The organism is Actinomadura meyerae (assembly GCF_900188445.1).
In the GTDB taxonomy this organism is placed as follows: Bacteria; Actinomycetota; Actinomycetes; order Streptosporangiales; family Streptosporangiaceae; genus Spirillospora; species Spirillospora meyerae.
Genome location: NZ_FZOR01000007.1, coordinates 235,298 through 256,893, shown reverse-complemented (window position 1 = coordinate 256,893; position 21,596 = coordinate 235,298). Strand labels below are relative to the sequence as shown.

Genomic DNA, 21,596 nt, shown 5'->3' with positions numbered 1-21,596 from the left:
CTCCTCAACCCCATCCTCGACAAACTCCACAACACCACCCGCCAACTCACCTACCACCCCCCAAACACCCCCATCATCTCCACCCAAACCGGCCGGCAAGCCACCACCCAACAACTCACCGACCCCACCTACTGGACCAACCACCTCACCCACACCACCCACTGGCAACACGCGGTTGAGAACCTCCAGGAAAACGGCACCACCACCTACCTCGAAATCGGACCACACCCCACCCTCACACCACCCACCAACCAAACCCTCACCCAACCCAACACCTACACCATCACCACCCTCCACAAACACCAAAACAACGTCCACAACCTCCACCACGCCATCAACCAAATCCACACCCACCACCACACCACCAACCCACCACGAACCAACCCAGAACGCCTATCCACCACCTCGCTGCCACCACTCCCGACCTATCCGTTCCAGCACAGCACCCACTGGCTCCACACACCGAATAACAATGGCGTATCAGCGCACACCCCAGACCATTCAACCTCGCATCCCCTGCTCGGCTCGGAAGTAGAGCTCGCGGATGCGCAGAGGCAGTGGTTCAAAGGCTCGGTCGGATCCGATGAGCCCCTGCCCCTGGATGACCACCGGCTCGCGGGGACACCGGTCGTTCCGGCGGCGGCAATGATCGAGTGGGCCCTGTCCGGGCTGCGCGAAGCAGCCGGTCCCGATGCCCGGTCGTGGTCGCTCGACGGCGTCGAGTTCCACACCTTCATGCACTTCGCCGACGAACTTCCGCTCGAGACGCAAACGGTCGTCGATTCCTCCGGCGGGTCCCGCACGGTGCGATGCTTCAGCCGCGCGGAGGGCGCATCGCGGACCGGATGGACCGAGCACGTGACGGTCCGAGCCGCCGAGCACGCCGAGCACGCCGAGGGCACCGGCGCCACCATCGACTTCGGTGACGTCCGATCCCGCATGGCCGCCGAGGCCGCGGACGCCGTCTACGAGCGTTTCCGGGCCGCCGGTGTGGAGCACGGTCCCGCGTTCCGCGGCCTCCGGGAGCTGTGGCGCGACGGCGACACCGCGTTCGGCCTGGTCGAGTGCGAGACGGAGACGAGCGGCGCCGCGACCTGGACGCTCGATCCGCGGGTCCTGGACTCCTGCCTGCACGTCGGTGCCGCGTTCGCCGCCGACGGCGACGCGCTGTGGCTTCCCGCGGCCGTCGACCGGGTCCGCGTGCGCGGCGCGCTGCCGGCCCGTGTCCTGTGCCGGATGCGTCTGCGCGAGGCGCGGGACTCCGGTGACCGCGTGCTGGATCTGGAGGTGTGCTCGGAGGCCGGTGCGGTCCTCGCGGACCTGGCGGGCCTCCGGCTCCGCCGCGTCCCGGCCGCCGCGCTCGCCGACCTGTCCGGTGCCCGGCCCCGCCCCTACGCGATCGAGTGGCGGCCCTTCACCGGCCGGCCGGACTCCGGCGACACCATCCGCGCTTCGGGTCCGTGGCTGGTCTTCGGCATCGACCCGCGACGCGCCCGGGACTGGTGCGACCAGCTGGACGCGCTCGGCGAGACGGCGGTCCGCCTGGAGGTCCCGTCGGCGGACGGGGCCGGGCCGGATGACGCGGTCGAGCGTGCGATCCGGGCTCTGCACGACGCGGGGACGCCCGTCGGCGGGCTGATCGTCCACGGCGGCACGGCGGACGGCGGTCCGCTCGACGACGAGCGCCCGGACGCCGCCTACCGGCTGGCACGGCGCGGCTTCGCCGTGCTGAGGCACTTCCTGCGCGACCGCGCCGACGACCTCCCGCCGATCATCCTCTGCTCGGCCGGTGCCGCGGCGCCGCGCGAGCAGGACGGCCCGCCGGACCCCGCCCAGTCCGTCTGGACGGCGGCGGCCAGGGCGGTCATCGCGGAACACCCCGCGATCAAGTGCGTGCAGCTGGACCTTGACCCGGCCGATCCGTCGCCGCCGGTGGAGACCGTGCTCAGGCGCGCCGCGGCGCTCCCGGGCTCGGGCCACCTGGCCGTGCGGAGCGGACGCTGGTTCGAGGCCCGTCTCGCCCGGACGCCGTCGTCGGCGGCCCGCGATCGCGTGCTCCGGGTCCGCGACGGCGCGACGTACCTCGTCACCGGCGGTCTGGGCGGGCTCGGGCTCGCGGTCGCGGGACGGCTCGCCGACGCGGGGGCGTGCTCGCTGGTCCTCGCGGGCCGCACGCTGCCCGACGAGGTGCCGGCGCCCGTCGCCGAGCTGCGCGCCAGGGGCGTCCGCGTCGAACTGCGGAAGGCCGACCTCGCCGACGCGGACGGCGTCGCGGATCTGCTGGCGTCCGTGCGCCGGGACATGCCGCCGCTGCGGGGCGTCGTCCACGCCGCCGGTGTGACGGACGACGGGCTGCTGACCGAGCTCGACCGGCCGCGCTACGAGGCCGTCATGGACCCGAAGGTGCGGGGGGCGTGGCACCTGCACCGGCGGACCCGCGAGGACGGGCTCGACTTCTTCCTGCTGTTCTCCTCGATGGCCTCGCTGATCGGCTCCGCCGGGCAGGCGAACTACATCGCCGCGAACGCCTTCATGGACGCGCTGGCCGCGCTCCGCCGGCACGAGGGCCTGCCCGCCGTCAGCGTGAGCTGGGGGCCGTGGGCGGAGACGGGCATGGTGGCGCGCCGGGACCTGCGCGACCGGCTGGAGGCGTCCGGGATCGACGCGCTGCCCACCGACCTCGCGCTCCGCGCCTTGGCCGATCTGCCGTCGGACACCGGGCCGCACGTGGGCCTCGCCGCGGTCGACTGGGCCCGGTACGCGGCGGTCGCGCCGGCCGCGTCGCCCTACACGCTGCTCGCGGACGTGGTGCCCGCCGACCGGGCCGGGGCCGAACCGCTGGACCAGGGCCGGCTGGAGGAGCTCATGGCGCTGTCGCTGAAGGACCCCGGCGCGGCGCGCGACGCCGTGCTCGGCGAGCTGCTGGACCGGGTGGCGATGGTCCTCGGAATGGCCGACGCCGAACGCGAGCGGGCGGCGGACGGGTTCGCCCGGACGCACCTCAACGTGCTCGGCCTCGACTCCCTGTCGACGGTCCGGCTCCGGCAGTGGCTCCAGGCGGACTTCGCGTCCGACGTCCCGGCCGACCTGCTGCTCGGCGGCGGCACCGCGCTGGAGATCGCGGAGACGATCTGCCGCCAGCTCGCCGTGCGGAACGTCATGTCCGCCGGCGAGGAACCGGACGAGTCGGCGGACATCGAGGTCCTGACGCTGTGAACACCCCCGCTCCGCCGCCGCCGGGGCGGCGCCCCCCGCAGAAGGAGAGATGACATGGGCGACTCCCATCCCCGAACCGTCTCGTCGCTGCTCGCGGACCTGGCCGCCGCCGACGTGCGGCTCAAGCTGGTCGGCCGCGACCGGATCGAGGTGACGGCGCCCCGCGGGCGGCTCTCCGCCGAACTGCGCGGAGCCCTCGCCCGGCACAAGACCGAGCTGCTCGAATGGCTCGCCCAGACGAGCGGCGACGGCCCGGACGCCGCGGAGCTGCCGCGGATCGTCCCGGACAAGGAGCACCTGTACGAGCCGTTCACCCCTCCCGACCTGCAGATGTCGTTCCTCATGGGCGGGCGGGAGGGGTTCGAGTACCACGTGCGCCCGCACCAGTACATGGAGTTCGACTTCGACGAGCTGGACCCGGTCCGCTACGAGAAGGCGCTCAACCGGGCGATCCAGCGGCAGCGCGACAGCATCGTGGTGGTCCGGGACGACATGAGGGTGCAGACGGTGCGCGACCCGGCACCGGTCACCGTCACCGTGTCGGACCTGAGGGGCCTTCCCGAGGCGGAGGCGCAGGCCCACCTGGACCGCGTCCGGGCGCGGCTCCAGCGCGAGGAGCCGCCGCACGACCGCTGGCCCTGGCTGCATCCGCACATCTGCCTGTACGGCGAGGGGCGGGCCCGGCTCCACTGGAACAACAACAACGTCTTCACCGACGCGCCGAGCGGCACGCGGCTGATCAATGACGCGATGCACTACTACCACCACCCCGACCAGCCGCTGCCCGAACTGGAGCTGAGCTTCCGCGACCAGGTGCTGGCGCTGGAGCGGCTGGAGGAGTCGCCGCTCGGCGAGGCGTCGAAGAAGTACTGGCGCGACCGCATGGCCGGCTGGCCCGACGCGCCCGACGTCCCGCTCGCCTCGGGGACGGCGCACCGGGGCAGGTCGATGCTGTACCGGCGGGAGATCCTGCTGCCGCCGGAGCTGTGGAGCGCGTTCAAGGGCCAGGCGGAGGCGCGCGGCCTGACGCTGACGAACGCGCTGCTCGGCGCGCACGCCGAGGTCCTCGCGTACTGGAGCGGGTCCCGGCACTTCCTGCTCAACAACATGATCACGCACCGGCTGCCGCTGCACCCGGAGAGCTGGGAGGTCCTCGGCCAGTTCGCCTCGCTGTACCCGCTGGAGGTCGACTGGCGGCACGACGAGGACTTCACCGCCCGGGTCCGGCGGCTGCAGGCGCAGGTGATGCAGGACGTGGCGCAGTCGCACTGGAGCGGCGCGAGCGTCCTGCAGGAGCTGAACCGGGTGCGCCGGACCCCCGGCCGCGCGATCTGCCCGTTCGCGGTCGGCAGCGCCCTGTTCGTGGGGCCGACGATCCGGCCGTTCCACTCCATGCTGGAGACGCCCCAGACGCTGCTGGACACCGAGTTCTGGGAGCTGCGCGACGGCCGGCTCTGGGTGATCTGGGACGTCATCGAGGCCGCGTTCCCCGACGGCCTGATCGACGCGATGTCCGGCGGCTACCGGAAGCTGCTGACCCGCCTCGCCGAGGACGACCGGGCGTGGGAGCGGACGGCGGCCGAGCTGCTCCCCGAGGAGCAGGCGGAGCAGCGCGCGGCGCTGAACGCGTCGGCCCCGGCGGCACCGCCCGGACTGCTGCACGACGCCCTGCCGCGGCGGGCGGCGGAGCGGCCGGACGCGACCGCCGTGATCGACGCGGCGGGCGGGATCACCTATGCCGGGCTCCACGACCGGGCCCGCCGGCTGGCCGCGCGGCTGCGGGGCGCGGGCGCGCGGCCCGGCGATCTCGTCGCCGTCGCGCTGCCCAAGGGGCATGCGCAGATGGTCGCGGTCCTGGCGGCGCTGACCGCGGACGCCGCGTACGTGCCGATCGACCCGTCCTGGCCCGAGGACCGGATCGGCTACCTGCTCACCGACACGGACGCCGCGGCCGTCGTCACCGACACGGCGTCCCGGGACCGGCTGGCGGCCGTCGCGGACGTCCCCGTCCTCGCCGTGGACGAGCCCGGCCCGGACGAGACCACCGGGAAGGAGGCCGCCCCTGACGGCGCGGAGGCGGGTGCGGCGCGCAAGCCCGAGGACCTCGCCTACGTCATCTACACCTCGGGGTCCACCGGCAGGCCGAAGGGCGCGATGCTGGACCACCGCGGCCCGCTCAACACCGTGACGGACATCAACGCCCGCTTCGGCATCGGCGCGGACGACGTGCTGTTCGGCGTCTCCTCGCTCTGCTTCGACCTCTCGGTCTACGACATCTTCGGCTCCCTCGCGGCCGGTGCGACGCTGGTCCTGCCGCCGGAGGGCCGCCCGGACCCGGCGTCCTGGATCGAGCTGATGCGCGCGCACGGCGTCACCGTCTGGAACTCGGTGCCCGCCCTCATGCAGCTCCTGGTCGAGGAGGCCACCGCCGCGGGCGCCCGGTTCCCGGCCCTGCGCACGGTGCTGCTCAGCGGCGACTGGATCCCCGTCGACCTCCCCGACCGGATCCGGCGGATCGCGCCGAACGCGTCCGTGGTCAGCCTCGGCGGCGCCACCGAGGCGTCGATCTGGTCGATCCACCACCCCATCGCCGGCGTCGACCCCGAGTGGACGAGCATCCCCTACGGCCGACCCCTCGCCGGGCAGACCTGGCACGTGCTCGACGACCAGGGAAGGGACGCCCCGACCTGGGTCACCGGCCACCTCCACATCGGCGGCGTCGGCGTGGCGATGGGCTACCTCGGCGACCCGGAGCGGACTCGGGCCGCGTTCGTCTCCCACCCCCGCACCGGCGAGCGGCTCTACCGCACCGGGGACCTCGGCCGGTACCTGCCGGACGGCGACATCGAGTTCCTGGGCCGCGCCGACTTCCAGGTCAAGATCCAGGGGTTCCGGGTCGAGCCGGGCGAGATCGAGCACGGCCTGCTGGACGACCCCCGGGTCCGGCAGGCGGCCGTCGTGGCGCGCTCGTCCGGGGCGGGGCGGCAGCTCGCCGCGTTCGTCGTCGGCGAGGACGGCGAGAAGCCGCCCGAGCCGGAGGCGCTGCGGGCCCGGCTCGCGGAACGGCTGCCGGGCTACATGGTCCCGCACCGCATCACCGTGCTCGACGCGCTCCCGCTGACCGGCAACGGCAAGCTCGACCGCCGCGCGCTGGAGGGCATGGGCGGCCCGGACGGGGCCGGCGAACGCGGCTACACGGCCCCCCGCAACCCCACCGAGGCCGTCCTGGCGGAGATCTGGGAGTCGCTGCTGGACGCCGGCCGCCCGATCGGCGTCGACGACGACTTCTTCGACCTCGGCGGGCAGTCGTTCGCGGCGCTGCGCGTGATCGCGCAGGTCGCCGAACGCCTCGGCCGCCGGATCCCGCTCGGCACCATGCTCGAACGGGCCACGATCGCGGGGCTGGCCGCCTACCTGGAGACGGCCGAGCCCGCGTGGTCGCCGCTCGTCCGGCTGAACGGTCGCGAGGACGGGACCCCGTGGTGCCTGGTGCATCCCGCGGGCGGCGGCGTGCTGTGCTACCAGCGCCTCGCCGAGTCGCTCGACCGGCCCGGCCTCGGCTTCCAGGCCCCGGGCCCGGCCGACGGCCGCAAGCCGCTGGAGACCGTCGGGGAACTGGCGGACCTCTACGTCGGCGCGCTCCTCGAACAGCGGCCCCGGGGCCCCTACCTGCTCGGCGGCTGGTCCTCCGGGGCGGTGATCGCCTTCGCGATGGCGCACCGGCTGGAGGAGCTCGGTGAGACGGTCGAGCGGCTCGTCGTCATCGACGCGCCCGCCCCCCTCGCGCCGCGCGAGGTCGACGAGGACCGGCTCGCGCTGTGGTTCCTGGAGGACCTCGGCGGCGGCTTCGACCCGGGCCTGGTCCCGGCGGGCACCCCGGTGGCCGGTGCCACGGACGAGGAGACCTGGGCGCGGCTCCTGGCCCTGGCGGGCGAGCAGGGCGTGGCCGCGCCGGAGATCCCCGCCGCCGACCTCGCCGCCGCGCTGGCGGTGTTCCGGGGCGTCGTGCGGGCCTGCAACTCCTACCGGGCGCCGGTGATCGCCGCCGACGTCACCGTGCTGCGCGCGCAGGACGGGACCGCGAGCGAGTTCGCCGGCCACCCGTGCGGCGCCTCGCCCGACTGGGGCTGGGCGCGGCTCACCCGCGGGGCCGTGGACACCACCGCCCTGCCCGGCACCCACCACACCCTGCTCACCGACCCGCGCGCGGGATCAGCCGTCGCGGCCGAGTTCAACCGGAGATGACGCGCGTCCGGCCGGGCGCACCGGCCCAGGGCGAACCGACGAAGCCGCGCGGCGAACCGACGAAGGAGACCAGACCTCATGGCGCAGGACCTGCTCAACGAACTGCATGAGCGCGGCATCAAGCTGCGCGTCACCGACGGGCGCCTGGACGTTCTCGCGCCCACCGGTTCCCTCACCCCGGAGCTGCGGGCGCGCCTGCGGGGCAACCGGGACGAACTGCTCGACCTGCTGCGCCGCAGCGAGTCGGAGGAGGCCCCGGCCGGGATCGTGCCGCGGCCCGAGGAGCGGTACGAGCCCTTCCCGCTCACCGACATCCAGCACGCGTACTGGGTGGGGCGCGGCTCGGCCGTCGAGCTCGGCGGCGTCTCCACCCACCTGTACTTCGAACTGGACGCCGAGGGCCTCGACGTCGCGCGGCTGAACGCGAGCCTGCGCAAGGTGATCGACCGGCACGACATGCTGCGGGCCGTCGTGCAGCCGGACGGCCGCCAGCGCGTCCTGCGCGACGTCCCCGCCTACGAGATCCCGGTCACCGACGCGGCGGGACTGCCGCCCGACCGGCGCGACGAGGTGACCCGGGCGCTGCGCGCCGAGATGGACCACCAGTCGGTCTCCACCGACACCTGGCCCCTGTTCGACATCCGCGCGGTGGCAACCGGGCCGGACACGCTCCGGCTGTACTTCGGCTTCGACATCATGATCCTCGACGGGCTGAGCCTGTACCTGCTGTTCCAGGACTGGCGGCGGTTCTACGAGGACCCGGGCTGGGCGCCGGAGCCGCTGGAGCTGTCGTACCGCGACGTCGTCCTGCACGAGGAGCGGGAGAGGGAGAGCGCCCGCTACAAGCGCGCCGAGGAGTACTGGCTGGAGCGGCTGGAGACGCTTCCGCCCGCTCCGGCGCTCCCGCTGGCGACCCGTCCCTCGCAGCTCGCCCGCACGGAGTTCACGCGCCGCCAGGCCCGGCTGCCCGAGGAGCGGTGGACGGCCGTCAAGCGGACCGCGCAGATGCACGGCATCACCCCCTCGACCGTGCTGATGAACGCGTTCGCCGAAGTGCTCCGGCAGTGGTCCGCGCAACCCGACTTCACCCTCAACCTGACCCTGTTCAACCGGCCGCGGGCCCACCCGGAGATCGACCGGGTGATCGGCGACTTCACGACGCTGACGATGCTGGAGGTCCGCGACGACGCGGTGGCGTCGTTCGCCGGGCGCGCCGGGCGGATCCAGCGGCAGCTGATGCGCGACATGGAGCACCTCGCCTACAGCGGCGTGCGGGTCCAGCGGGAGCGGAGCCGCCGCCTGGGCAGCGGGCCCACCGCCGCCATGCCGATCGTGTTCACCAGCGCCCTGGTCTTCGGCACGCCCGACCACGACCCGTCGGAGGGAATCAGGTTCTTCGGCGAGCAGGTGCACGGCCTGACCCAGACCCCCCAGGTGTGGCTGGACCACCAGGTGTCCGAGGAGGACGGGGACCTGACCTACAACTGGGACTCCGTCGAGGGCCTCTTCCCCGCCGGGATGCTCGACGACATGTTCGCCGCCTACAACGCGCTGCTCGACCGGCTCGCCCGCGACGAGGACGCGTGGAGCCGGCCCGGCGCGCTCGCGGCCCTGCCGGACTGGCAGGCCGACGAGCGCCTGCGCGCCAACTCCCCCGAGCCGTCCGCCGGGAGCACACCCGCCGCCGCGGACGCCACCCTGTGCGGGCTCGTCGAGGCCCAGGCCGCCCGCACCCCGGACGCGACGGCCGTCGCCGACTCCGCCGGGGAGCACACCTACGGGGAGATCGTCGCCCACGGCCGCCGGCTGGCGCGGCGGCTGCGGGAGCTCGGCGCCGTCCCCGACACCCTCGTCGGCGTGGTCATGGACAAGGGCTGGGAGCAGGTCGCCGGCGTCGTCGGCGTCACCGCGTCCGGCGCCGCCTACCTGCCGATCGACCCGCAGTGGCCCGAGGCGCGGCGCGCGGACCTGCTGGCGCAGGGCGCCGTCCAGATCGTCGTGACCACGCCCACCCTGCGGGACCGGCTCGCCTGGCCGCCCGGCGTGCGGGTGGTCACGTTCGCGGACGACGAGGTCCGGGCCGCCGGCGACGGCCCGCTGCCGCACTCCCCCGCCCCCGGCGACCTGGCCTACGTGATCTTCACCTCGGGGTCCACCGGCCGCCCGAAGGGCGTGATGATCGACCACCGGGGCGCCGTCAACACCGTCGCCGAGATCAACCGGCGGTTCCGGATCGGCCCCGCCGACCGGGTGCTCGCCCTGTCGGCGCTGAGCTTCGACCTGTCGGTCTACGACGTCTTCGGGACGCTGGCCGCCGGCGGCACCGTGGTGATGCCCGCCCCCGACAGGCACCACGACCCGTCCCACTGGACCGAGCTGGTGCGGCGGCACGGGGTGACGGTGTGGAACTCCGTCCCGGCGCTGATGCAGGCGTGGACGGACGCCCAGGTCCGGTCGGACGGCGCCGCCGACTCCACGCTGCGGCTCGCCCTGCTCAGCGGCGACTGGATCCCGGTGTCCCTGCCGGACGCGGTCCGCGCGCTGCACCCCCGCGCCGAGGTGATCAGCCTGGGCGGCGCCACCGAGGCGTCCATCTGGTCGGTCTGCTACCCGATCGGCGACGTGCCTCCGGAGTGGAGCAGCATTCCCTACGGCAAGCCGCTGCGCGGCCAGACGCTCCACGTCCTCGACGACCGGTTCCGCCCGCGGCCGGTGTGGGCCACCGGTGAGATCTTCATCGGCGGCATCGGCGTCGCGCGCGGCTACTGGGCCGACCCCGAGCGCACGGCCGAGCGGTTCGTGACGAACCCGGCGACGGGCGAGCGCCTCTACCGGACCGGCGACCTCGGCCGGTACCTGCCCGGCGGCGACATCGAGTTCCTCGGCCGCGAGGACCACCAGGTCAAGATCAACGGGTACCGGATCGAGCTCGGCGAGATCAACGCCGCGCTGGAGCGGCGGCCGGACGTCGGCGAGTCGGTCGTGACCGTGCGCGCCGAGCCGCGGACCGGCCGGCGGCAGCTCGTGGCGTACGTGGTCCCGTCCGGTGCCGCGGGTGCCGGGGACGGGCAGGACGGCGAGCCCGTCCACGACGCCTGGGATTCGGCCGTCGAGGCCGGTGGCTCCGAGCTGGCCCGGGTCTCCGCCGAACTCGGCGCCGAACTGTCCCGGTACCGGGACGTCTGGCGCGCCGTGGAGCGGCTGTGCCCGCCGGTGATGGCCCGGACCTTCGCGCGCCTGGGGCTCTTCCAGACCGCCGGGGAGGCCGCGACCGGCGCGGCCGTCGTCGAGCGCCACGGGATCAAGCCCGTGTACGGCGACCTCGTCGAACGGTGGATGGCGGTGCTGGCGGACGAGGGCTACCTGACCGGCACCGCCCACGCCGGGGAGTTCCGCTGCGAGCGGCCCTTCGACGCGGAGGAACTCGACCGGACCGTCCGGGAGGGGCTGGACGCCATCGACGCCCGGGAGAGCGAGCGGGCCCTCCTCGACTACTTCCGGACGTGCGCCGACCGGCAGCCGGAACTGCTGCGCGGCGAGGTCAGCCCGCTCAGCCTGCTGCTCCCCGGCGGCGACTCCACGGTCACCGACGCGCTCTACTCCGGCAACCCCGTCTCGCGGCTCCAGAACCGGATCGTGGCCAAGGCCGCCGCCGCGTTCTGCCGCCAGGCGGGCGCCGGCGCCGGCCGCACCGTGCGGATCCTGGAAGTGGGGGCGGGCACCGGCGCGACCGCGGCGGAGGTGTTCGCGGAACTCCCGGCCGATGGGGTCCGCTACTCCTTCACCGACGTCTCCAAATACTTCTGCCAGCGCGCCCGCGCGCGGTTCGCCGACCGGGGCTTCGTCGACTACGCGGTCTACGACATCGACCGGCCGCCCGGCGACCAGGGCGTCGCCCCGGGCTCGGTCGACCTCGTCATCGCCGCCAACGTCATGCACGACGCCGCCGACCCGGACCGCAGCCTCGGCCACCTGCGGTCGGCGCTCGCGCCCGGCGGCCTGCTCCTGCTCATCGAGGGCACGGCGAACTCGCTGCAGCAGCTCGTGACCGTCGGCTTCCTGGAGGGCCTCGCCAAGGGCCACGGGGACGGCGAGGGGCCGCTGCTGCCGGTGTCGCGGTGGCGTGACCTCGCCACCGCCGCCGGATTCGCGCGCTTCGGCTCGATCCCGGACGGGCCGGCGGTCGTGGACGTCCACGTCCAGCACGTGCTGGCCGCGCTGGCGCCCGCCGGACGGCCCGCCCCGGACGCCGGGCGGCTGCGCGGCGACCTGGCCGAACTCCTCCCCGACTACATGGTGCCCCGCCACTACGTGTTCGTGGACCGGCTCCCGCTCAGCGCGAACGGCAAGGTCGACCCGTCGGCGCTGCCCCTGCCGTGGGAGCAGGAGGCCGCCGGGGACCTCGTCGCCCCGCGCGACGACATGGAGCGCAGGCTCTTCGAGATCTGGAGCGACGCGCTCGGCCACGCGGAGTTCGGCGTCGAGGAGAGCTTCTTCGAGCTGGGCGCCGACTCCCTGCACGCGGTCGGCATCATCGACCGGCTCCGGGACGAGGCGGGACTCGACGTGACCGCCGAGGAGGGCCTGGAGCTGCTGTTCGACAACCCGACGATCAGCGAGCTCGCGACCGCCGTGCGCGAGCGGACCGCGGCGCCGTGACCGCCCCGGACGGCGGCGCCGCCCCCGGCCCGTGGGACGAGGTGGTCGTCGGCGCCGGCACGGCGGGCGCCGTGCTCGCCGCCCGGCTGGCCGAGGACCCCGGGCGGCGGGTCCTGCTGCTCGAAGCCGGCACCGGCCCCACCAGCAGGGACCCGGCCGAGTCCAGGTCGGGGATACCCGTCCTGACCGGGCGGCACTGGGACTACTCGGCCCGGATCGACCTCGACGCCGCCATCGCCGACTGCCCCTACCCCCTCGGCAGGACCGTGGGCGGCACCGCGGCGGTGAACGGCGCGATCGCGCTGCGCGGCCTGCCCGCCGACTTCGAGCGGTGGGCCGCCGCGGGCAACCCCGAGTGGTCGTGGGACCGCGTCCTGCCGCACTACATCCGGCTGGAGTCCGACGCCGACCACAAGGACGCGGGCCACGGGGACGCGGGCCACGGGGACGAGGTGCACGGGCTCGACGGGCCGGTACCGATCCGGCGCACCGACCCCGCGGCGCTGAGCCCGCTCGCCGAGGCGTTCGTCCGCGCCTGCGGCGGGCTCGGCCTCCCCACGCTCGGCGACCTCAACGGCACCGGGCGGAGCGGGGCCGGCCGCATCCCGCGCAACGAACTCGGCGACCGCAGGATGTCCCCGGACCTGACGCATCTGGCCGCCGCCCGGGACCGCCCGAACCTGACCGTATGGGACCGGACTGAGGTGGTGCGGGTCCGGCTGGCGGGCGGGCGCGTGACCGGGGTGGAGGCGAGCACGCCCGGTGGGCCCCGCTTCGTCCCCGCCGGGCGCGTCACGCTGGCCGCCGGCGGCGTGGGCACGCCGCTGATCCTGCAGCGCTCCGGCATCGGCGACCCGCGACGGCTCGAGGCGGCGGGCATCGAACCGCTGGTCGACCTGCCCGGCGTCGGGCACGGCCTCTGCGACCACCCGGCCGTGCCGATCCTGGCGACCCCGCTGCCGGGCGTCTGCCGGGCGGGGCTGCCCTGGTACGAGGTGATGGCCCGGATCCCGGCGGCCGGCCCGGCCACCGGCCCCGCGGCCGGCGGCGTCCCCGACCTCGGGATCTTCCTCGCCTCCAACGTCACCACCGCCGACGTGCCCCGCGTCGGCCCCATGCTGGGCGGGCGGATCGCCGCGATGGTCTCCGCCGTCCTGCTCGCCCCGGAGTCGCGCGGCCACGTCCACGCCACCGGCCCGGAACCCGGCAGCCCGCCGGACCTGGTCCTCGGGCTGTGCGCCGAACCCGGCGACACCGCGCGGCTGATGCGCGGTGTGCGGACGGCCTGGTCGATCCTCCGCTCGGCGGAGATGAGCGAGTACCTGGGCCGTCCCATCATCTGGACCGAGCGGATGGTGCGGGACGACGCCCTGCTCTCGAAGGCGCTCCGGCGCTGGGTCACCCCGCTCTTCCACGCCTCGGGGACCGCCCGGATGGGCGGCGACGGGCTCGCGGTCGTGGACGAGCGGTGCCGGGTCCACCAGATCGGCGGGCTCGTGGTGTGCGACTCCTCGGTGATGCCCTCGCCGGTCAGCGCGCCGCCCGCGCTGACCTGCCTCATGCTCGGCGAAAGGATCGCGACATGGATGGCCTGACCACGGCGCCGGCCGAGGCCGGCGCCGGGAGAACCGGCGCCGGCGAAGCGGCCCCCGGGAGCACCGGCACCGAGGCGGCCCGCTGGACGGTGCGGTGGAACCGCGTCCCGGCGCCCCGGCTCCGGCTGTTCTGCCTGCCGCACGCCGGGGGCGGCGCCTCCGTCTACCGCCCGTGGGCGCCCTTCCTGCCTCCGGACGTGGAACTGGTGGCCGTCCGGCTGCCCGGCCGGGAGTCCCGGTTCCGCGAGCCGCCGCTCACCCGGGCCGGCGACGTCGTCACGCGCCTCGTCGGCGCGGTCGCGCCGCTGCTGGACCGGCCGCACGCCTGGTTCGGCCACAGCATGGGGGCGCTGCTGGCCTTCGAGGTGTGCCGCGAGCTCCGCCGCCGCGGCCTCGGCGAGCCCGCCCGCCTGCTGGTCTCGGGCCGCGCGGCCCCCGACGTCCCGGCCAGGCGCCCGCCCGTCCACGACGCCCCGCTGCCCGACCTGCTGGCCCGGCTCCGCGACCTCGGCGGCACCCCGGCCGAGTTCCTCGACCCGGCCGTCATCGCGCCGCTCGTGCCGTCGATCCGGGCCGACTTCTCCGTGGTGGAGACGTACCGGCACCGGCCCGGTCCGCCGCTGGAGTGCCCGGTCTCGGTGTTCGGCGGCGACGCCGACGCCGAGACGACGGCCGGCGACCTGCGGGCGTGGCGCCGCCACACCTCCGCCGGATGCGTCGTCCGGACGTACGGCGGCGGCCATTTCTTCTTGCACGACATGCCGGAGCGGGTCGTGCCCGAGATCGGGCGGGACCTTCCGGTGCCGCGGCCCGCGGACGCCCGCGAAGCGAATGGGAGGAAGCAGTGACGACGACAGAACCGGCCGTTCCGCCCGCCGGCGGCGGCCCCGTTCTCCCCGACCGGTTCCCCCTGACCGACCTCCAGTCCGCGTACATGGTGGGCCGGAGCCAGGTCTTCGAACTCGGGGGGCGGCAGAACTACTACCTGGAGGCCGAGGCGGTCGCGTTCGACCCCGAACGCGCCGAGTACGCCGTCAACAAGGTGGTCGAGCGGCACGAGCACCTCCGGACGGTGATGCTCAGGGACGGCGGCCAGCGGGTCATGGGGATCGAGGAGACCCCGCACGTCCACGTGCCGGTCATCGACCTCACCGACCTCGACCGGGACCGGCGGGAGGAGTCGATCCGGCAGATCCGGGACCGCATGTGCGGGGCCGGCCTCGACCCGGCGGGCTGGCCGCTGTTCGAGCTCGTGGTGAGCCGCGTCCGGCCGCACCGGGTGCGGCTGCACGTGCGCATGAGCCTGATCCTGCTGGACGGTTCGAGCATGCGCACGGTGACGACCGACTTCATGGAGTACTACAAGAACCCCGACGCCGTGCTGCCGCCCGTCGTGGAGACCTTCCGCGAGTGGCGGCTGTCCCGCCTCGCGAGGGAGGACGACGAGGAGTTCCTCAAGCAGTGGGCCTACTGGGAGGAGCGCCTCGACACGCTGCCCGAGGCACCGATGCTGCCGCTGGCCCGCCAGGCGAGCAGCATCGACGCGGTCTCCTTCACCGGCCGGAACACCCACCTGAGCGAGCGCCAGTGGCGGCAGTTCTGCGCCAACTTCCGCAAGCACCGGGTGCTGCCCAGCACGGCCCTGCTGCACGTGTTCGCCGAGGCGCTGGGGGCGTGGGCCGCCAGCCCCCACTTCTGCCTGAACTTCGTCCACCAGTACGACCTGGCGTACCGGCCGGGCGGGCACGAGGTCGTCGGGCAGCGCAGCGCGACACTGCCGCTGGAGGTGGACCTCCGGCACGACGAGGACTTCTGGGCGCGGGCGCAGCGGCTGCAGCGCAGGCTCTGGCGCGACATGGCCAACAAGGACGTCACCGCCGTGCGCATCAGCCGCGAGATGGCGAAGCGCAACGGCTGGACGCAGCGGGCCGCGTTCCCCTACGTGTTCACCAACAACCAGGGGCCCGGGTACGACAGCATGCCCGCCGGGCGGCCCGCGTTCCGGCTGGTCGAGCGCATCCAGCACACCCCGCAGGTGCTGGTCGACAACCAGATCAGGGACGCCAGGGACGGCGGGGTCTCCACCAACATCGACTTCGTCGAGGAGGCGTTCCCGGCCGGCCTGCCCGCCGCCGTCGTGGACTGCTACCGGCGCATGCTGGAGACCCTGTCCGCCCCGGACGGCGCCGACACCGTGCCCGATCCGGTGCCGCCCGAGCACCGCGCCGTGGTCGCCGCCGCGAACGACACCGCGGTCCCGGCCCCCGCGGGCCGGCTGGAGGACGGCTTCCTCCGCCAGGCGCGCGGCCGGCCCGACGCGGTCGCGCTCACCGCCTCCGGGCGCACGCTGACCTACGGGGAGCTCGAACGGGCGTCGGCCGCGGTCGCGCACGAACTCCACGCCCGCGGGATCCGCCGCGGGCACGTCGTGCCGGTGGTCATGGCCAAGGGCTGGGAGCAGGTCGTCGCGGTGCTCGGCGTGCTGCGCGCGGGCGCGGTGTACTGCCCGGTGGACGCGGACCTGCCGGCCGAGCGCATCAGGCTGATGGTCGGCGAGTGCGACGCCCGCGTCGTGCTCCGCCAGTCGCACCGCACCCCCGAGGACCGGCCCGAGGACGTCCCCGCCGTCCACGTCGACGAGGTGGAGCCCGGCCCCGAGCCGCCGCCCGCCGACGGCGACGAGAACGACCCGGCCTACATCATCTACACCTCGGGATCGACCGGACGGCCCAAGGGCGTCGTCATCGAGCACCGCGCCGCGCTCAACACCATCGCGGACGTCAACCGGCGGATCGGCCTCGGACCGGACGACCGCGTCTTCGGCATCTCCTCGCTCAGCTTCGACCTGTCGGTGTGGGACGTGTTCGGGACGCTGGCCGCCGGCGGAACCCTGGTGCTCCCGCCCGCCACCGCCCGCCCCGACCCGCTCGGCTGGGCGGCCACCGCCCGCGAGCAGCGGGTCACCGTGTGGAACTCCGTGCCCGCCCTGGCCGAGATGATCGTCGAGGTCGCCGAGCAGCGGCCCGAGCTCGGCCTGCCGCCGCTGCGCGCGTTCCTGCTCAGCGGCGACTGGATCCCGGTCCCGCTGCCGGGCCGGATGCGCGCGCTGTGGCCCGGGTGCCGCGTCCTCGCCATGGGCGGCGCGACCGAGGCGTCGATCTGGTCGAACGTCTACGACGTCGGCGAGGTCGACCCCGACTGGCAGAGCATCCCCTACGGCGGCCCGCTGGCGAACCAGACCATGAAGGTGCTCGACCACCGGCTGGACGTCCGCCCGCCCTGGGCCACCGGGGAGATCTACATCGGCGGCCTCGGCCTGGCGCGCGGGTACTGGCGGGACGAGCAGCGCACCGCGGAGCGCTTCGTCCACCATCCCGAGACCGGCGAGCGCCTCTACCGGACCGGCGACCTCGGCCGGTACTGGCCGGACGGCACCATCGAGTTCCTCGGCCGGGAGGACCGGCAGGTGAAGATCCAGGGGTTCCGGGTGGAGCCGGGCGAGGTCGAGGCCGCGGCCCGCACCCACCCGGACGTGCGCGAATGCGTGGTGTGCGTCGACCGGGCGCCCGGCGGCAAGCGGCTGGTGGCCCTGCTCGTGCCGGAGCCCGGCCGGCGGCCCGGCCACGCCGCCATCGCCGCCCACCTGGCGGAGCGGCTGCCCCGGTACATGATCCCGAGCCGCGTCCACGTGGTGGAGAGGCTGCCGCTCACCCCGAACGGCAAGGTCGACCACGCCGCCGCGCTGGCCATGCCCGACCTGTCCGGCGGCACCGCCGCCGCGGACCCGGACGTCTCCGGCGGCCCCGGCGGGGACGGCGGCCGCGGCGGAGCCGACCCCGCGGTCATGGAGCGGCTGGCGCGCCTGTGCGCCGAACTCCTGGAGCTCCCCTCCGTCGGCCCCGACGACGGCTTCTTCGACCTGGGCGGGAACTCGCTGCTCGCGCTGCGGCTGGCGAACCGGGTCCGCGTCGAGCTGGGCGCCGACATCCCGATGGGCCGGATCTTCGAGGCGGCGACGGTCCGCGGGCTCGCCGGCCTGCTGGCGGACGGCGGCGGCCCCGAGGTCTCCTGCATGGTCGGCCTCGCCGACGGCGACGGGGAGGAGCTGTTCCTCTTCCACGTGCTCGGCGGCGCGGTCTCGCCGTACCGGCCGCTGGCGCGGGCGTGGCCGGGACCGGTGCGCGCCTTCCAGAGCCGGCCGCTCGTCGACGACTCCGAGGCGGCCTTCGCCCCGGACCTCGAGACGCTGGCGGCGGCCTACCGGGAGGAGCTCCTGCGGTACAAGCCGGAAGGCCCCTACCTGCTGGGCGGCGCTTCGATGGGCGGGTCCATCGCCTACGAGGTGGGCCGCCAGCTCGTGGCCAAGGGCCACGAGTGCCGGATCGCCATGTTCGACACCGAGATCAGGGACATCCACCTCCCGCTCACCGACGCCGACCGGCACATCGGCTTCCTGCGCACGCTGCGGCTCGGCGACCCGCCCGCGGAGGCGGTCGCGGCGATCAGGGCCGCGGCCCCCGGCACCCTCACCCGCGTCGCCCGGGACGCCGCCGTCGCGCACGGCCTGCTTCCCGGCGACATCGACGAGGCGGGCTACGAGCGCATGAAGCGCGTCCAGGAGCACGAGCTGGCGCTGCTGGCCGCCTACCGGCCCGGCCCGCTGGACCGGCCCGTGCTGCTCTTCGTGGCGGCCGACGAGCCCGGCCGCCCGGACACCGTGCCCGCGTGGCGCTCGGTGTGCCCCGGCATCGAGACCGAGACCGCCCCGGGCGACCACTTCTCCATGATCTCGCCCGACCGGCAGCCCGGTCTCGCGGAGCGCCTGCGCGCGTGGGCGGTCCGCGAGCCCGCCTCCACCGGCTGACCGCCGGTGGCGCACCGATCCCGCGGCCGAGCCTCCCGGCCGCGGGATCTTTCGTGCGGGCCGCGGACGGCGGCCCCGGTCAAGGCGGGCTCGCCGGGACGCGAAGAATCCCCGGCGGGTGGGGCGACACCCGCCGGGGACTTCCGTGAGCCGGCCTACGCGTCGTCGCGGCCCGCGCGCGCCCAGCGCCGCCGCCCGGCCAGCAGGCCGACGCCCATGCCGCCGGCCAGCAGGATCACGACCGACAGGGACGCCCCGAGCATGGACGGCGACCCGTCCTCCTCCGCGGGGGTGCTCTCCGCGGCGGCCGTCAGGCGCACCGCGGTGTCACCCGTGAAGGCGGCCGGCGCGCCGGTCGTGCCCGACTTCTGCGCGGTCCCGCCGCTCGGCGGGGTCAGCGTCAGCGCGGGCGCGGGGTGGGCCGGGTGCGGGTCGCCGTCGCTCGGGATCTGGTCCCACGCGATCACCTCGCCGTTGCTCTGGTACTGGTACGCCTTGAAGTAGGCCTTGCCGACGCTCGGCATCGGGCCGCCGAACACCGACACCTCGTCGAACTGGTCCGGGCGGATCTTCGCGGTGCCCTCCACGGCCGTCCAGGTCACCGATTCGACGACCTCCCAGATCTCCTGGCCCTCGACGATGACCGGCTCGTCCAGCCGGACCTTGTGGATCTTGATCTTCCAGCCGGCCTTGGTCTGCGCGACCGCGGCGGGGACGATCTGCTCATGGGCCTCGGGGAAGACCACCTTCACCTTCACGGTGCTGGAGTCGTCCTTCTCGTTGGGGACGTGGAAGGTCAGCTTCGTGAACTCGCCCTGGGTCGCGGTGCCGGGCCGCAGCACGACGTGCGCGGCGGCCGCGAGCGCGCCGGTCACGACGAGGACGAGCGCGCAGAGCAGCGACACGACCAGGCGGGATGAAGTTCGGACCATTGCCTCTCCTAGGTGGGGACGACGGATCGTGCTCCGACGGTAGAAGCGGCCTCTCTCGCCTCTCTCAGGTCTCGATGAAGGCGCGGTCAGGCGTGTGCGTCCCCTGTAGGCGGTTCGTGCGCGGGCTGTCAGGCCGGCGAGGCACCCTGGGTGCCACATGTCCGGGCCGGCCGCCGGCGAACGCCGTGCGCCGCCCCGGCCGGCGAATATCCCCAGGACGACCCGATCGGACCGCCCTCAACAGGGCCGAAATGGCCGGGCAAGGGCCCTCCGATTAATTTTGTGTGTCCTTCTCCTTTCCCTTCCCCAGCGGTCGAGAATGGCTCATCACCAGCGACGCATATCTCGGCACACTGAGTAACTCCGATCAACTTTGACTCCCTTTGCCGACAGTCAGGTGATCCTGTCAGGCAACCATGGAGAAGACAGCTCAGCGCCGCGTGGGAGAGTATCACGAGTGTGGGTTTTCAATGTACAAATGCATTGAATTTCCCGCAATTAAGCGCCTCTTCACCGCGTCGCGGCGCCGTCACGGGGGCGGCGCCTGCTTCCAGCGACGCCCGTGACGGCACAGGAAGAGGAGAGCTCAGTTCGCGCGGACGGCCCGGCAGCGCCGCGGGCCGCCCGCGAAGACCAGTGGCGCCATTCACCCGCGCAAGGCGATCACCAGGAGGATGCGAAGTGGAGCATCTCGTAAGACGCGCTGTCGAGACCATATATCAACGCCATGGCGAACCCCTTTATCTGGACGAACTCGCCGAAGACGCAATGGTCAGTAAATTCCACTTCCTGAGGCTGTTCAGCCGGGTCACGGGGGTGACTCCGGGGCGATTTCTCGGCGCGGTGAGGCTGCAGGAGGCCAAACGGCTGCTGCTGACGTCGTCGCTCAATGTCGCCGATATCTCGGCGCAGGTCGGCTATAGCAGCACCGGTACCTTCACCCGGCGGTTCACCAGGTCCGTCGGCCTGTCGCCCACCGAGTACCGCCGCCTGACCAGGCAAGGATGGAGCGTTCCGAGCACCGCCCGCGCCGCCGGCCGCCCGCGCTCGGCGGGGCCCGGCCAGGGCGCCGTCGTGACCGGACGCACCCGCGCCGAAGGCGAGCTGCATTCGCAGATCTACGTGGGCGTCTTCGAGTCGGCGATCCTCCAGGGCCCCGCCGCCTCCTGGTGCGTCATCGGCCACGGGGAGCCGTTCACGCTCGCGGGCGTCCCCGCCGGCACCTGGTACGTGCACGCGGTGGCGAACAGCTCCCACGCTCCGATCGCTCCCCCGCTGGACCAGGCCGCGGACCCGCCGATCCTCGGTGCCACCGTCGGCCCCGTCACCTTGAACGCGGGCTCCACGAGCCGCATCGACCTCACCATGCGGCCGCTGGGCTGGGCCCGCCCGCCGATCCTGCTCGCCCTGCCGAGCCTGGAGCCGCTGGCGACCGTCGCCTAACGCGATCACGACGCGGCAGCCCCGGGGACACCGGCCCCGGGGTTTTCACCGCGTCCCGGCCGGGGCCGCTACCCCAGCCCTTCGAACGCCTGCGACAGGCCGCGCGGGAACGGCCCGGCGTCGGCGTCGGCGGCGGGCTCGGGCCAGGACGAGTAGCGGCGCAGCCCGTACATGAGGGGCCGCCGGCTGGTGAGCCGGGTCACCGCGAGAACCGCGCCCATCACCACGTTGTGGTCGCCCACCGTCCGGTCCTCGGCGAGCGCGCAGTCGGCCACGGTGTGGGCGGCGTCCACCAGCCGCGGCCCGGCCATCCCCGGACCGACCAGCCAGCTGACGCGGTCGAAGCGGTCCGGCACACCGGAGGCGAACAGGTCCGAGACGGGCCGCGCCCGGTCGTGCAGGAGGTTGACGGCGAAGCCGCCGGTGCTCTGGATCGCCTCCAGGGTCGGGCTCCCGCACCGCAGGCACACCAGGAGCAGCGGAGGGTCGAGGGAGACGCTGCACAGGGAGGTGCAGGTCATCCCCCAGGGGCGGCCGTCGGCCGCCAGCGCGGTCACGACCGCCACTCCCGTGGGGAAGCCCGCCCATAGGGGGCGTATGTCCACCCGTGACGCCGACGTCATGACGTTTACCTCCACAGGA

Annotated in this window: 9 protein-coding genes; 7 read left to right on the top strand and 2 right to left on the bottom strand. The window is 74.2% G+C overall.

What is annotated here, in order from left to right; all coding sequences use genetic code 11:
* Positions 1–12: 12 nt before the first annotated feature.
* The 6 genes from CHF16_RS10700 (at position 13) to CHF16_RS10675 (ending at position 18,579) form a co-directional block, all read left to right on the top strand.
* Positions 13–3,216: a type I polyketide synthase gene (locus CHF16_RS10700; RefSeq protein WP_425427484.1), complete on the top strand. Its 3,204-nt coding sequence runs from the start codon at positions 13–15 to the stop codon at positions 3,214–3,216.
* Between the two features lie 54 nt (positions 3,217–3,270).
* A complete protein-coding gene (locus CHF16_RS10695) occupies positions 3,271–7,461 on the top strand; it encodes a non-ribosomal peptide synthetase (RefSeq protein WP_089325780.1) in 4,191 nt (1,396 codons plus the stop codon).
* A gap of 78 nt (positions 7,462–7,539) precedes the next feature.
* Positions 7,540–12,120, top strand: coding sequence for a non-ribosomal peptide synthetase (locus tag CHF16_RS10690; protein WP_089325779.1), 4,581 nt, complete (start codon positions 7,540–7,542; stop codon positions 12,118–12,120).
* Positions 12,117–13,715: a GMC family oxidoreductase gene (locus tag CHF16_RS10685; RefSeq protein ID WP_089325778.1), complete on the top strand. Its 1,599-nt coding sequence runs from the start codon at positions 12,117–12,119 to the stop codon at positions 13,713–13,715. The genes CHF16_RS10690 and CHF16_RS10685 overlap by 4 nt, the downstream gene beginning before the upstream one ends.
* Positions 13,703–14,563: a thioesterase II family protein gene (locus CHF16_RS10680; RefSeq protein ID WP_089325777.1), complete on the top strand. Its 861-nt coding sequence runs from the start codon at positions 13,703–13,705 to the stop codon at positions 14,561–14,563. Before CHF16_RS10685 ends, CHF16_RS10680 begins: the two co-directional genes overlap by 13 nt.
* A complete protein-coding gene (locus tag CHF16_RS10675) occupies positions 14,560–18,579 on the top strand; it encodes a non-ribosomal peptide synthetase (protein ID WP_179271475.1) in 4,020 nt (1,339 codons plus the stop codon). Before CHF16_RS10680 ends, CHF16_RS10675 begins: the two co-directional genes overlap by 4 nt.
* Positions 18,580–18,734: 155 nt before the next feature.
* Here the strand turns inward: CHF16_RS10675 and CHF16_RS10670 are convergent, their stop codons facing one another.
* Positions 18,735–19,511 carry a YcnI family copper-binding membrane protein gene (locus CHF16_RS10670; RefSeq protein ID WP_179271474.1) on the bottom strand — a complete coding sequence of 259 codons (777 nt, stop codon included), beginning with the start codon at positions 19,509–19,511 and terminating at the stop codon, positions 18,735–18,737.
* A 459-nt stretch (positions 19,512–19,970) separates the two neighbouring features.
* Between CHF16_RS10670 and CHF16_RS10665 the strand changes: the two genes are divergently transcribed.
* Positions 19,971–20,954, top strand: coding sequence for a helix-turn-helix transcriptional regulator (locus CHF16_RS10665; protein WP_342750088.1), 984 nt, complete (start codon positions 19,971–19,973; stop codon positions 20,952–20,954).
* Positions 20,955–21,022: 68 nt separating this feature from the next.
* Here CHF16_RS10665 and CHF16_RS10660 read toward each other — a convergent pair whose 3' ends face one another.
* A complete protein-coding gene (locus CHF16_RS10660) occupies positions 21,023–21,577 on the bottom strand; it encodes a flavin reductase family protein (protein ID WP_089325773.1) in 555 nt (184 codons plus the stop codon).
* Between the last annotated feature and the right edge of the window lie 19 nt (positions 21,578–21,596).

Excerpts from the sequence above, each read along its gene's own strand:
- CHF16_RS10680 (WP_089325777.1), top strand. The coding sequence starts at position 13,703 with ATGGATGGCCTGACCACGGCGCCGGCCGAGGCCGGCGCCGGGAGAACC.
- CHF16_RS10695 (WP_089325780.1), top strand. The coding sequence starts at position 3,271 with ATGGGCGACTCCCATCCCCGAACCGTCTCGTCGCTGCTCGCGGACCTG.
- CHF16_RS10660 (WP_089325773.1), bottom strand. The coding sequence starts at position 21,577 with ATGACGTCGGCGTCACGGGTGGACATACGCCCCCTATGGGCGGGCTTC.
- CHF16_RS10690 (WP_089325779.1), top strand. The coding sequence starts at position 7,540 with ATGGCGCAGGACCTGCTCAACGAACTGCATGAGCGCGGCATCAAGCTG.
- CHF16_RS10670 (WP_179271474.1), bottom strand. The coding sequence starts at position 19,511 with ATGGTCCGAACTTCATCCCGCCTGGTCGTGTCGCTGCTCTGCGCGCTC.